12 protein-coding genes are annotated in these 12,181 nt (G+C 70.6%); 10 read left to right on the top strand and 2 right to left on the bottom strand.

All coding sequences use genetic code 11. From position 1 onward, the window contains the following. The 4 genes from QSK05_RS07155 to QSK05_RS07140 all read left to right on the top strand — a co-directional run. Window positions 1-1,904: DUF4118 domain-containing protein (locus QSK05_RS07155; RefSeq protein ID WP_285595139.1), on the top strand; the 1,904-nt coding region annotated here is incomplete at its 5' end. Further along, a complete protein-coding gene (locus QSK05_RS07150) occupies window positions 1,901-2,569 on the top strand; it encodes a response regulator (protein WP_285595137.1) in 669 nt (222 codons plus the stop codon). The genes QSK05_RS07155 and QSK05_RS07150, both read left to right, overlap by 4 nt. 110 nt (window positions 2,570-2,679) lie before the next feature. Next, window positions 2,680-3,891 carry a geranylgeranyl reductase family protein gene (locus QSK05_RS07145; protein ID WP_285595136.1) on the top strand — a complete coding sequence of 404 codons (1,212 nt, stop codon included), beginning with the start codon at window positions 2,680-2,682 and terminating at the stop codon, window positions 3,889-3,891. A gap of 439 nt (window positions 3,892-4,330) precedes the next feature. After that, on the top strand, window positions 4,331-5,698 hold the full coding sequence (locus QSK05_RS07140) for a helix-turn-helix domain-containing protein (protein ID WP_285595134.1): 1,368 nt from the start codon (window positions 4,331-4,333) through the stop codon (window positions 5,696-5,698). Here the strand turns inward: QSK05_RS07140 and QSK05_RS07135 are convergent. Beyond that, window positions 5,586-6,275 carry an HAD family hydrolase gene (locus QSK05_RS07135; RefSeq protein WP_285595132.1) on the bottom strand — a complete coding sequence of 230 codons (690 nt, stop codon included), beginning with the start codon at window positions 6,273-6,275 and terminating at the stop codon, window positions 5,586-5,588. The two genes, QSK05_RS07140 and QSK05_RS07135, sit on opposite strands and share 113 nt — an antisense overlap. 315 nt (window positions 6,276-6,590) lie before the next feature. Here QSK05_RS07135 and QSK05_RS07130 point away from each other — a divergent pair, with 315 nt between their 5' ends. Beyond that, the gene (locus QSK05_RS07130; protein ID WP_285595129.1) at window positions 6,591-6,944 is read left to right on the top strand and encodes a hypothetical protein; all 354 of its coding nucleotides are present in this window, start codon (window positions 6,591-6,593) and stop codon (window positions 6,942-6,944) included. A gap of 12 nt (window positions 6,945-6,956) precedes the next feature. On the opposite strand, the gene QSK05_RS07125 is transcribed toward QSK05_RS07130, so the two are convergent. After that, window positions 6,957-8,240, bottom strand: a complete 1,284-nt coding sequence (locus tag QSK05_RS07125; RefSeq protein ID WP_285595127.1) for a multidrug effflux MFS transporter — start codon at window positions 8,238-8,240, stop codon at window positions 6,957-6,959. Window positions 8,241-8,336: 96 nt separating this feature from the next. Here QSK05_RS07125 and QSK05_RS07120 point away from each other — a divergent pair, with 96 nt between their 5' ends. From QSK05_RS07120 to QSK05_RS07100, 5 genes are all read left to right on the top strand, one after another. Further along, complete coding sequence (locus QSK05_RS07120) at window positions 8,337-8,642, top strand: hypothetical protein (protein ID WP_285595125.1); 306 nt, start codon at window positions 8,337-8,339, stop codon at window positions 8,640-8,642. An 83-nt stretch (window positions 8,643-8,725) separates the two neighbouring features. Then, a complete protein-coding gene (locus QSK05_RS07115; protein ID WP_285595123.1) occupies window positions 8,726-9,136 on the top strand; it encodes a TOBE domain-containing protein in 411 nt (136 codons plus the stop codon). 28 nt (window positions 9,137-9,164) lie between these two features. Then, window positions 9,165-9,926, top strand: coding sequence for a molybdate ABC transporter substrate-binding protein (gene modA / locus QSK05_RS07110; protein WP_285595121.1), 762 nt, complete (start codon window positions 9,165-9,167; stop codon window positions 9,924-9,926). Between the two features lie 166 nt (window positions 9,927-10,092). Then, window positions 10,093-10,935 (top strand): ABC transporter permease, encoded by an 843-nt coding sequence (locus tag QSK05_RS07105; RefSeq protein ID WP_502879737.1) that lies wholly within the window; start codon window positions 10,093-10,095, stop codon window positions 10,933-10,935. Continuing rightward, a complete protein-coding gene (locus QSK05_RS07100; protein ID WP_285595115.1) occupies window positions 10,932-12,047 on the top strand; it encodes an ABC transporter ATP-binding protein in 1,116 nt (371 codons plus the stop codon). Before QSK05_RS07105 ends, QSK05_RS07100 begins: the two co-directional genes overlap by 4 nt. Window positions 12,048-12,181: the final 134 nt, after the last annotated feature.

The raw sequence follows: 12,181 nt of genomic DNA, 5'->3' as shown, positions 1-12,181 counted from the left end.
AGGTGGACGACGAGCTTGAGAGTTACCGTTCCTCGCAGGGCATCTCGGACACCTGGGAGGCCCGGGAGCGGGTCGTCGTGGCCCTGACCGGGGGTCCGGAGGGGGAGACCCTGATCCGCCGGGCCTCCCGGCTGGCCAGCCGATCGCGCGGGGCCGACCTGCTGGCCGTGCACGTGGCCCGCAACGACGGTCTGAGCGGCGGCAGTCACGCCCATCTGGTGGCCCAGCGGACGCTGACGGAAGACCTGGGAGGGACGTACCACCAGGTCGTGGGCAACGACGTGCCCAAGGCGCTGCTCGATTTCGCCCGCGGGGTGAACGCGACAGAGCTGGTGCTGGGGGTCTCCCGGCGAGGACGGCTGTCCAGCCTGCTCTCCCCCGGTGTCGGCGTCACCACGGCCAACGGCGCGGGCCCCATCGACGTGCACCTGGTCACCCACTCCCAGGCTCACCAGGGACGGGTCGTGCCCCAGGCCGAGAGCGCCCTGAGCCGTAACCGGCGGCTGGCCGGACTTCTCGTCGCAACCTTGGGCCTGGCCCTGCTCACGGCGCTGCTGACCCACCTGCGGGGCCAGGTCTCGCTGGGCAGCGACCTGCTGCTCTACCTGGCCGCGGTGGTGATCGTGGCGCTGGTCGGCGGGCTCTGGCCGGCCCTGTTCGCGGCGGTGGCCGGGTCGGTGCTGCTGAACTACTTCTTCGCCCCGCCGCTCCACACGATTACCATCGCGACTCGCGAGAACGTGCTCGCGCTGGTGGTTTTCCTGGTGGTGGCGGTGGCGGTGAGCGCCACGGTCGACCGGGCGGCACGACGCACGCGGGAGGCGGCGAGCGCGCGGGCCGAGGCGGAGACGCTGTCCACCCTGGCGGGCAGCGTGCTGCGAGGCGCCCAGCCACTGCCCGCCCTGCTCGACCAGGTGCGCGAGACCTTCCGGTTCAGCGGCGCGACGCTGCTGCAACGAACGCCCGACTCGGGTCCGAGCCCGGACCTGCAGCACGACCCGGGCGCCTGGCAGGTGGTCGCATCGGTGGGCCGGCCGCTGTCGGCGCCCGGCGAGGGGGATGCCGAGGTGCTGGTCGACGAGGAGATCTCCCTGGTGCTCTGCGGACATCCGCTCGCGGCCGAGGACCGCCGCGTGGTGCAGGCTTTCGCCGCCCAGGCGGTGGTCGCCATGCGGCAGCAGCAGTTACGTGAGCAGGCCGCCGCGGCGGGGCCGCTGGCGGAGGTGGACCGGATGCGCACGGCACTGCTGTCGGCGGTCAGTCACGATCTACGGACGCCGCTCGCGTCGGCGAAGGCGGCCGTGGGGGGATTGCGGACGCCGGGGATCCGGTTCAGTGATGACGACCAGAAGGAGCTCCTGGCCAGTGTCGAGGAGTCGCTGGATCGGCTGACCCGGCTGGTGGACAATCTGCTGGACATGAGTCGTCTGCAGGCCGGGGCGCTGGCCATGCACCCGGAGCCGACGAGTATCGCCGAGACCGTGGCCATGTCTCTGGACGAGCTGGGCCCGCAGGGGCGGGAGATCGTCGTGCACCTGCCGGAGGAGTTCCTGGAGGTGAATGGTGATCCGGTGCTGATCGAGAGGGTGCTGGTGAATCTGCTGCGTAACGCGTTGCGGCACAGTCCGGTGGGGAGTCCGCCGATGATCGTGGTGAGCGCGCACGCCGGTGAGGTGGAGACGCGGGTGATCGATCGTGGGCCGGGGATCCCCACCGAATTGTGGGACGACGTGTTCCTTCCCTTCCAGCGGCTCGGTGACCGGGACAACGGCACCGGGGTCGGGCTGGGTCTGGCTCTGTCGCGCGGTCTGACCGAGGCCATGGGTGGCAGTCTGACCCCCGACACGACCCCGGGAGGCGGGCTGACCATGATCATGACCCTCATGCAGGTGACCACGCCGTGACCCGGATCCTGGTGGTGGACGACGAGCCGCAGATGATCCGCGTGCTGCGGATCAACCTGCTGGCCCGGCAGTACGAGGTGATCACAGCCGGCACCGGGCAGGCGGCCCTGGACGCTGCCCGCGAGGATCGGCCCGACATCGTGGTGCTCGACCTGGGCCTGCCCGATCTGGACGGCGTCGAGGTGATCCGGCAGTTGCGCGAGTGGACCCAGGTGCCGGTGATCGTGCTGTCCGGCCGCTCCGACAGTCACGACAAGGTGCACGCCCTGGACGCGGGGGCCGACGACTACGTGACCAAGCCGTTCAGCGTGGACGAACTGCTGGCCCGGATCCGGGTGGTGGCCCGCCGTCAGGGCACCGGCCAGACGCCGGGCGAGGTCCGGATCGGGCGGCACACGGTCGACCTGGCACGACACGCGATCTCCCCGGAAGACGTGCACCTCACCCGCACCGAGTGGCAGTTGCTGGCCGCGGTGGTGGCCGAGCCGGGCAAACTGCTCAGCCAGCGTTACCTGCTGGAGCAGGTGTGGGGCCCGACCTACCGGGCGGAGACCCAGAACGTGCGGCAGTACATGGCCCAGTTGCGCCGCAAACTGGAGGACGACCCGACCCGCCCGGCACACCTGCTCACCGAGCCCGGCATGGGGTACCGCTTCCAGCCGTAGGCCGGCGAAACGTCCCGGGACATCTCTGCCTGATCACGAAATGGATGTTTGTCAGGAAGTTAGGGCCTCCTCACCATCGGGCATTCAGACGATCTGGCTAGCATGCGCCAATGGGCGTCAGCGGGAACCAGCAGCACAACGATCGCATCGGCTATGACGTGGTCGTGGTCGGTGCGGGCCCGGCCGGCAGCAGTGCGGCCGCGGCGGCGGCTCGGATGGGCGCCCGCACCCTGATCGTCGACCGCGCGCAGTTCCCCCGGTACAAGACGTGCGGCGGCGGGCTGATCGGGGTCAGTCTGGCCGAGCTGACCGGGTTCGACGTGCCGGTGAAGCAGGAGATCAGGCGGGCGTCGTTCACCGCCGACGGCGAGAAGGCGGCCGGCCGCTCGTCCCGCGGGCGCCTGCTCAGCCTGGTCGACCGCAGCGAGTTCGACGCCGCCCTGCTCGAGCACGCCGTGTCACTGGGGGCGCAGGTGCGCTCGGGCGTCACGGTGACGGCGGTGACCCAGGACGTCGACGGCGCGCTGCTGTCCACCTCGGTCGGGCCGATCCGGGCCCGTTACGTGGTCGGCGCGGACGGCAGTGCCAGCCGTATCGCCCGGCACGTCGGCGTGACCCTCGGGCAGGTCGACCTCGGGCTGGAGTACGAGTTGCGGGCCACCGAGCAGCACGCCCGCACCTGGGCCGGGCGCATCCACATGGACTGGGGCCCGATTCCCGGCTCGTACGGCTGGGTCTTCCCGAAGGGCGAGACGATCACCGTCGGCGTCATCGCACGCCGCGGCACATCTGACGAAGCCCGTTCCTACCTCAAGGATTTCGTCCGGAAGCAGGGCCTCGACGACGCCGAGGTGATCCACGAATCCGGCCACCTGACCCGCTGCCGCACCACCGACTCCCCCCTCGGCCAGGGCCGGGTCCTGGTCGCCGGGGACGCCGCCGGCCTGCTGGAACCCTGGACCCGGGAAGGCATTTCCTTCGCCCTGCGGTCCGGCCGGATCGCCGGCGAGTGCGCTGCGAAGGCCGCCGGACCGACCGGGATGCCGCCCAGCATGGGCGATCTCAGCCGGGTGGTGCGCGACTACACGATCCGCATCACACAGGAGCTGGGACCGGAGATGGAGGCGGGCCGGGTGTTTCTACAGGCTTTCGAACGACACCCGTCGGTCATGCATGCCCTGCTGACCCGTACCCCCCTGGGCTGGCGCGAGTTCCAGCGCCTGACGCGCGGCCAGACGAACGTCGCGCGGGTGCTGCGCTTCGCCCCCGCCCGCTGGCTGTTGCGATCCCTCAGCGGGGCGCCGGTGCCGCGGACCGCCTGATCCGGATCAGCGAGGGCCCAAGAGGACAGTCCCGCTGTCCTCTTCTGCCGCCCCCGACAGATGTCCCGTAACCCACTGCGACTGACAGTATCTCCGCGTCGGCAGGCACCCCGATACTGCCCCTGCGGCCGGCGGGGCCGCGATGACGGACAGCTTCGAGCCCCATCACGGCCCCGCCCTCCAAACTCCGGCCCGGGACACGCCCTATCGTCGACACGCCTGGCGATCAATGCCTTGCCGGACTACTCGCGAGGAACCCGGTAGGAATTTCCTTGGACGGGTGGCCGAAGAAGGCGCCGGAGGGGTTACGGTTTCACGAAATAGGCCCAATTCGGACTTACTCTTTGGCGCAGGGTTGCATATTGTGATGACAGCAGCGTGCGCACGCTGACATAGCGGACTGCATGGCTGCGACTGGACCTTTGATGGGAGGCCAGCCATGCCACAGCCGTTGCGCGACCTCGACCCCGATGCCTCCCGGCTTGCCCGGTTCGGTGCGCGGCTGCGCGCCTACCGCACCCAGGCCGGTATGGCGCAGTCCCAGCTCGGCCGCACCGTCCACGTCAGCGGCACCCTGATCGCGAAGATGGAACGCGCCGAGCGGCGCCCGCAACCCGACGTCGCGCGCCGTCTCGACGACGTGCTCGGCGCCGAGGGCGAGCTGGTGCGGCTGGCGACCGCGGCCCTGGAGTTCGACCTGGCCGAACGCCGGATCGAGGCCCGTCCCCGGCGGCTGGACACCGGGCTCGGCCTGGTCACCGCCGACGGCCCGGGGATCGGCGCCCTGCACCGGCTGGCCGACCTGTACGACCTGCCCGACGACGGACCCGTCCGTGATGTCGGCACCTTGCGTTCAGCCACTCACGCTCTCGTCGACGAGCGGCTGAACTCGGAGTACCGGCAGCTGCTCAGCACGCTGCCCGCCCTGATCCCCGAGCTGACCCGGGCCCTGGAGAAGCAGCGCACCGACGAGGAACGCCAGCGGGTGGCCCGCATGCTGGTGCAGGCCTGGCGGGCCGCCGACGCGGTCGCGGCCAAGCTCGGGCTGCACGACCTGTCCGGCCGGCTCATCCACATCATGGGCTGGGCCGCGGGGCAGACCGGTGAGCCGTTCAGCGTGGCTGCCACCTCGTACGTGCGGGCCGAGTCGTTCTTCCTCGGCCGCGAACCGCGGGCCGGGCGCGTCATGCTGGAGCGCGCGGCCGATGCGGTGAAGGCCCGCGATCACGGCCGCCCGGAGGAGATGCTGGCGCAGTACGGCTCCCTGCACATGCGGGCCGCGATCGCCGCCGCCCGGGCCGGGCTCCCGGAGAAGGCCTGGGACCACCTGGACGAGGCCAGGACCACCGCCGCGCAGGTGTCCGAGGGGATCTGGGCCGGCACGGCGTTCGGTCCCGAGTCGGTACGCATCCACGAGGTGTCCACCGCCGTCGAACTGGACGCACCGCAGGTGGCGCTCGACACGGCCGAGGGCTGGGCGCCCCCGGTGACACTGCCGGCCGAGCGCCGGTCGCACTTCTACGTCGACCTGGCCCGCGCCCAGTTCGCGATCGGGCGGCACGACGACGTTCTGGAGACGCTCCGCTCGGCCCAGCGGATCGCCCCCCAGAACGTGCGGGTGGACCCCGACGTGCACAGCACTCTCACCGCACTGGCCGGTACCAGCCCGGTGCGGGCCGCGGCGGTGGAGGGCTTCACCCGTGAGGTACTGGCTCCGGCCCGGCCGGTTCCCGCGGTCCGAGCAACGGTCCGAGCAGCGCGGGCAGTTCCGTCAGCGACCCGAGCACCCAGTCCGCCGTCCGTTTGACCTCCTCCTCGCCCGCCCACAGGTGCCCCCACGGGCCGCGCCGCACCAGTGCTGCGCGAAACCCCTGTGCCCGAGCAGGAATCACGTCGAAGTCGCGATGGTCGCCGACATACAGAATCTCGTCCCGCTCGCCGGGGGCCCACCCGGCGAGCCAGTCGAAGTAGGCCCGTGAGGGCTTGATCAGCCCGAGCTCACCCGACACCATCACCGCATCGACCGGCAGGTCGAGCGCACGCAGCAGCTCTCCCGTCCGGGCCGACTGGTTGCCCGACACGCCCACCCAGTAGCCGGCCTCCCGCAACGCCGCGAGCGCGGACCTCACGTCCGGGTAGAGGTCGGTCTCGCTGATGCTCTCCCCGCACCCGGCCTCCTCACGACGCTGCCGTTCCGCCGGGAGGTCGAAGCCCGGGCGGAAGTACTCGAAGGTCTCACCGTTGTCGCGGCCGCCCCACACCACGGCCCCCATCACGGCGGAGAAGGTGTGCCGGGGCACACCGATCCAGTCCGCCCACCGACCCCACTCCGACGTGTCGTCCAGAAGCGTCTCGCCGACGTCGAACACGACCGAACGGATCATGTTGCTCGTGCCTCCCCTTTACTGTTGCCGCTGCGTCTGCTGATTCTTCGGTCAGCCAGTGGGACAGCATCGCTCGCCCACAAAGGTGCAATGAGGACATTCGCCCTGTCCTCATCGAACAGATGACTCAGCCCATCATCCGTATGACCCTGGTGATGTGGCCGAGCAAACGGGGGTCGGCCACCTAGATCGGCGAGGCCAGCGATTGGGGACCATCACCCGTCGCTGGTCTCGCCCTCCCAGGGGTCCTTCGCGCCGGGGCTCCTGGTGGTCGTGTTTGAGGGATTGCTCGTCACAAGGGGGCTGATCACGAGCATGAACGACGGTCGCGCGAACAGTCAGGCCGAGATGGAGATGCGGGCCGAGTTGCTGAGCCGGGAGCTGCGCAGCCGGGGGCTGGCGCTGCTGGACATCAGTGAGGACGTCATCGAACCCGACGTACTGGTGGTGTACCTGCACGCCCATGCCGACCAGTGGCAGGACGGGACGGCCGGCCGGATGATCCGGGCGCTGCCCGGCATCGTCGCGGTGACGCCGAGCGAGCAGTCGCCGGCCATCCTCCGGGTCCGGGTCTCCCAGGGGCGCCCCTCCCGCGGCGGCCTGCACCGCTCGGACCGCTGGGTGGACTGGGTCGACCACGCCCAGCGCAAGAGCCGGCCCCGGCACTGACATCGCTGCTGCTCAGCTGCTCAGCTCGGGAGATCCGGTCACCTTCGTGGTCTCCTCGCCCGAGGCCGCCGCGCCACCGGTCCGGCGGCCCCCGAACCAGACGGCGAGCATCAGGAGGGCGAGCATGAAGAAGCCGCTCATCAGAGCGGCCATCGGCAGCAGCGAGTCGTAGCCGAGCAGGCCGGTCAGCGGCGTCACGGCCGCGCCACAGAAGAACGCCAGTCCGCCCTGGAGCGCGGCGGCCGTGCCCCGGGCCCGACGGCCGGCCTCCTGGCCGAGCGCGGTGGCGGAAGGGATGGTCAGGCCCATCCCGCCGACCATGACCGACAGCAGCACCCAGAGGATCGCCAACGGGGGCGGTGAGCCCGCCACCCGCTCGGCCACGGCGCACGCCAGCACACCGAGGGCGGCGGAGGTCGAGACGGTCATCCCGATGACGCGCAGCCGGGCCGGTGACACCCGGCCGATCGCGAACCGGAAGAACATGCTGGTGGCGGCCATCGCGCAGGCGTTCACGGCGAACACCAGCGCATAAGTGCTCTCGGAGATGCCGTACACCTCCTGGAGCACGAACGACGAGCCCCCGATGTAGGTGAAGAACCCGCAGATGGTCAGGCACTGCAGGCAGACGTGGCGCATGAACGACCAGTCGCCGCCCAGGTCGCGCATCCGGCGGACCGCCGCGACGAGACCACCGCCGTGCCGCTGCTCCGGCGGCAGGGTCTCGGGCAGGCCCAGCCCGGCGGCCAGGATCATCAGGACCCCGAAGAACGTGAGGACGACGAACACGGTGCGCCAGTCGCCCACCGTGAGGATCAGCCCGCCCGCGGCCGGGGCCAGCACCGGCCCCAGGAAGACGATGGAGGCGAGCGTGCCGTAGCGACGGGCGGCCTCCGCGGGCGGATAGGCGTCGCCCACCACGGCCCGGCCGATCGCGATGCCGGAACCGGCCGCCAGCCCCTGCCCGAGCCGCGCCACCACCAGCAGCGCACCGGTCGGCGCCACCGCGCACAGCGCCGAGGCCAGGGTGAACACGATCGCCCCGCCCACCAGCAGCCGACGCCGCCCCCGGCCGTCGCTGACCGGGCCGAGCAGGATCTGACCGGCGGCCATGCCGACGATGAACGCGGTGAGGGTCAGCTGGGCGACCGCGGCCGAGGCGTCCAGCGAGTCCTGCACCGCGGGCAGCGCGGCCACGTAGGAGTCGGTGGCGATCGGGCCGACCCCGGTGACGATGACCAGGGCCACGGTGGACGGAACGGCGGCGACACGAGGAAGGGCGAAGGGGCGCGGCACCGGACGAACCTACCGAACGCCCTGAGCGGGGACGATGCAGCAGCGGTTCACCGGTGGAACATCGCTGTCCAGACCCTGGTCACGGATTCTGGTGGCATGGCACATTCCCTCGCGGTCGGGCTGTTCCGCGTCCCACCCGGGTCGTCGGACCAGCTGCGCCGCCGGGCCCGCATCGAGATAGCCCTGTGCGCCGGCTCCGAGGGGTACGCCCTGCTGGACACCTTCGACCTGGACGACAGCCTGCGGGCCGAGGACGAGACCCTGCAGGTCGTGAGGGCCCTCGGCGACCGGCATCCGCTGCACGCGCTGATCGTGGCCGGGCCGGTGCAGCGGGAAGGGATCGACGAACTGGCCGACGACCTGCGGCTGATCACGGTGCGGGTGCCCGCCACTCGTCTCTGAGCGCTCGACCCTGACCACCAGGGTTCCGCAACTACGGAATCCCGGTGGATGATCGATCCGCATCTGCGGTTATGCTCACGGGCGTGACCAGGTTCCGCATCCGGCAGGCCGCCGAACTGCTCGGCGTCAGCGACGACACCATGCGCCGGTGGGCCGATTCCGGGCGTCTGCCCACGACGACCGATGACGCCGGCCGCCGCGCGGTCGAGGGCGCCGACCTGGCGTTGTTCGCCGAGAAGCTGGCGGCCGAGACCCCGGGCCCCGATCAGGACGGCCTCGGCCTCTCCTCGGCGCGCAACCGGTTCACCGGGCTCGTCACCCGGGTGGTGCGCGACACCGTGATGGCCCAGGTCGAGATCCAGGCCGGGCCCTTCCGGGTGGTCAGCCTGATGAGCCGCGAGGCCGCCGACGAGCTGGGCCTGCAGCCCGGTTCGCTCGCCGTGGCCTCGATCAAGTCGACGAACGTCGTGGTCGAGGTCCCCGACCCGTCCTGACCCATCTCTCGATTCCCGGAGAAAACCCTTGCACAGAAACACGTTCGGCGCGGTCGTCGGGCTGGCTGCCGCCACCTTGCCCCTCACCGCCTGCGGCGGATCGTCGTCCTCGGGGACATCGGGTGAGATCACGGTGTTCGCGGCCGCCTCCCTGACCGGTTCGTTCACCACCCTGGGCAAGGCTTTCGAAGACGAGAACCCCGGAACCAAGGTCACTTTCAGCTTCGGCCCGAGCTCCGGCCTGGCCGAGCAGATCAGTCAGGGCGCCCCGGCCGACGTGTTTGCCTCGGCCGCCACAAAGAACATGGACCAGGTCGTCGAGGCCGGAAACGCCTCCGAACCGGTCACCTTCGCGAACAACACGATGGAGATCGCGGTACCGACCGACAATCCGGCAGGAGTCGACTCCCTCGACGACCTGACGAACAAGGACGTCAAGGTGGTGCTCTGCGCCGAGGACGTGCCCTGTGGTGTGAGCGCCCGCGAGGTGTTCAAGAACGCCGGCATCACCGTCACCCCGGTCAGCAACGAGGTCGACGTGAAGTCCACCCTGTCGAAGATCACCCTGGGCGAGGCGGACGCGGGCCTGGTCTACGTCACCGACGTCAAGGCCGCGGGCGACAAGGTCTCCGGCATCGAGATCCCGGCCGCCGACAACGCCACCACCACCTACCCGATCGCCACCCTCAAGGACAGCAAGAACGCCGACCTGGCGAAGGCTTTCGTCAACTACGTACTCTCCGACAAGGGCGCGGCCGAGCTGGCGACAGCCGGCTTCAGCAAACCCTGACCCAGCCCCCAAAACCCCAGCAACCCCAGCAACCCCTGTTCGTGATCATGCAAAACCTCCCCGGAGTTCTAGAACTCCCCCTGGAAGAGTTCTAGAACGCTGGGGAGGTTTTGCATGATCACGGCGAAAAAGAGAGTGGCGAAACGGAGAGGGAGGGGAAGGCATGATGGCCATCGACCGCGGCGACCGGCCCGGCCGCCGGGATCGGGATCTGCGGGTCACCACGCGGACGCCGTGGCCGATGCTGCTGCCCGCGCTGGTCGCGGCGTTGTTCCTGCTGCTGCCGCTGGCCGGGCTCCTGGTCCGTGCCCCCTGGACCGACCTGCCACAGCTCCTGTCCGAGCCGGAAGTGTTCCAGGCACTGCGTCTCTCGCTGGTCTGTGCGACGGCGGCGACCGGCCTCTCGTTGTTCTTCGGCATCCCGCTGGCCTGGATCCTGGCGCGCAGCCGGCGGCCGGGAATCAGTGTGTTGCGGGCCCTGGTGACGCTGCCGCTGGTGCTGCCGCCAGTGGTCGGTGGGGTGGCCCTGCTGGTGGCGCTCGGCCGGCGCGGCCTGGTGGGGCGGTATCTGGACGAATGGTTCGGCTATTCACTGCCGTTCACCACCACCGCCGTTATCCTGGCCGAGACCTTCGTTGCCATGCCCTTTCTCGTGATCACGGTGGAGGGCGCGCTGCGCACCGCGAACCAGGGCCTGGAAGAGGCCGCGGCCACACTCGGGTCGAAACCGTTCGCCACGTTCCGCCGCATCACGCTGCCGCTGATCGCCCCCAGCCTGGTCGCGGGCAGCGTGCTCACCTGGGCCCGGGCGCTGGGTGAGTTCGGCGCCACCATCACCTTCGCCGGTAACTTCCCCGGCACCACCCAGACCATGCCACTGAAGATCTACCTGCTGATCCAGAACGACCCGGACGCGGGAATCGCCCTCAGCCTGGTGATGCTGCTGGTCTCGGTGGCCGCGCTGGCCCTGCTGCGCGACCGTTGGCTGAGCAGCGGAGCACGGCTGTGACCGGCGCGAGCCCGCCCGAGGCGACAGTCGGCGCGTCCACCATCGGACTCGACGCGAACATCGTGGTGGACCGCGAGGACTTCGAACTGCGCGCGCAGGTGCGCGTCGGGCCGGGTGAGGTGCTGGCCGTGCTCGGACCCAACGGGGCCGGGAAAACCACCCTGCTGCGGGCTCTGGCCGGGCTGCTGGCCCTGCGCGAGGGGCATGTCGAGGTCGGGGGCAGACGCTGGGACGACCCGGCGGCGAACCGGTTCGTGCCCACCACCGATCGCCGCGTCGGGCTGGTGTTCCAGGACTACCGGCTGTTCCCGCACCTGTCCGTGCTCGACAACGTGGCGTTCGCGGCCCGCGCCCGGGGGGCCCGCCGGAGCGCGGCCCGCACCGGTGCCACGCAGGTGCTCGAGCGGCTCGGCCTGAGTTCCCTGGCCGCCCGACGCCCGGATCAGCTCTCCGGGGGGCAGGCCCAGCGGGTGGCACTGGCCCGGGCCCTGGCCAGCAAACCCGCCATGGTACTGCTGGACGAGCCGCTGGCCGCGCTGGACGCCCGTACCCGCCTGGAGATCCGTACCGAGTTGCGCCGGCACCTGCGCGCCTTCGCGGGGCCGAGCATCGTGGTCACCCACGACCCGCTGGAGGCACTGGTGATGGCCGACCGCATCCTGGTGCTGGAGGAGGGCCACATCGCCCAGACCGGTACGCCCTCGGAGGTGGCCCGGCGGCCGGTCACCGAGTACGTAGCCCGGCTGATGGGCCTCAACCTCTACAGCGGGCGTCTGGCCGGTCCGGGACACGTCGTGCTGGACGGCGGGGGTGAGCTCCGGACCTCCACCCCCGATCTGGCCGAGGGCTCCCGGGTGCTGGTCGTACTCTCCCCCAGCGCCATCTCCCTGCATCTGGGTGAATTACCCCAGGGCTCTCCCCGCAACGTCTGGACCGGCACGGTGAGTGGTGTCGAGCTGCTCACCGATCGGGTGCGGGTGGCTGTGACCGGCGCTCCCGACGCACTCGTGGACGTCACCGCCGCGGCGGTCGCCGAGCTGCAGCTCTCGCCCGGACTCCAGGTGCGTCTGTCGGCCAAGGCGACCGAGGTCACCGCCTACCCAGCTCCCTGATGTCGCCGCGACCACTCCTGAATTGCTCCTGACCGGCCGATCTCAACTGCAGACGTGACCGGGTGCATCCGGACCCTTACAGGCCCTTACAAGCGAGGGGGCGCCACCGAAGCGGGCGCGTTAACTACTTTGAC

This window comes from Kineosporia sp. NBRC 101731 (genome assembly GCF_030269305.1).
Lineage (GTDB): Bacteria > Actinomycetota > Actinomycetes > Actinomycetales > Kineosporiaceae > Kineosporia.
The sequence above is the reverse complement of the archived record's forward strand: the minus strand, read 5'-3'. Positions and strand labels throughout refer to the sequence as shown.

Excerpts from the sequence above, each read along its gene's own strand:
- QSK05_RS07130 (WP_285595129.1), top strand. The coding sequence starts at position 6,591 with ATGAACGACGGTCGCGCGAACAGTCAGGCCGAGATGGAGATGCGGGCC.
- QSK05_RS07120 (WP_285595125.1), top strand. The coding sequence starts at position 8,337 with ATGGCACATTCCCTCGCGGTCGGGCTGTTCCGCGTCCCACCCGGGTCG.
- QSK05_RS07135 (WP_285595132.1), bottom strand. The coding sequence starts at position 6,275 with ATGATCCGTTCGGTCGTGTTCGACGTCGGCGAGACGCTTCTGGACGAC.
- QSK05_RS07105 (WP_502879737.1), top strand. The coding sequence starts at position 10,093 with ATGGCCATCGACCGCGGCGACCGGCCCGGCCGCCGGGATCGGGATCTG.
- QSK05_RS07145 (WP_285595136.1), top strand. The coding sequence starts at position 2,680 with ATGGGCGTCAGCGGGAACCAGCAGCACAACGATCGCATCGGCTATGAC.
- QSK05_RS07140 (WP_285595134.1), top strand. The coding sequence starts at position 4,331 with ATGCCACAGCCGTTGCGCGACCTCGACCCCGATGCCTCCCGGCTTGCC.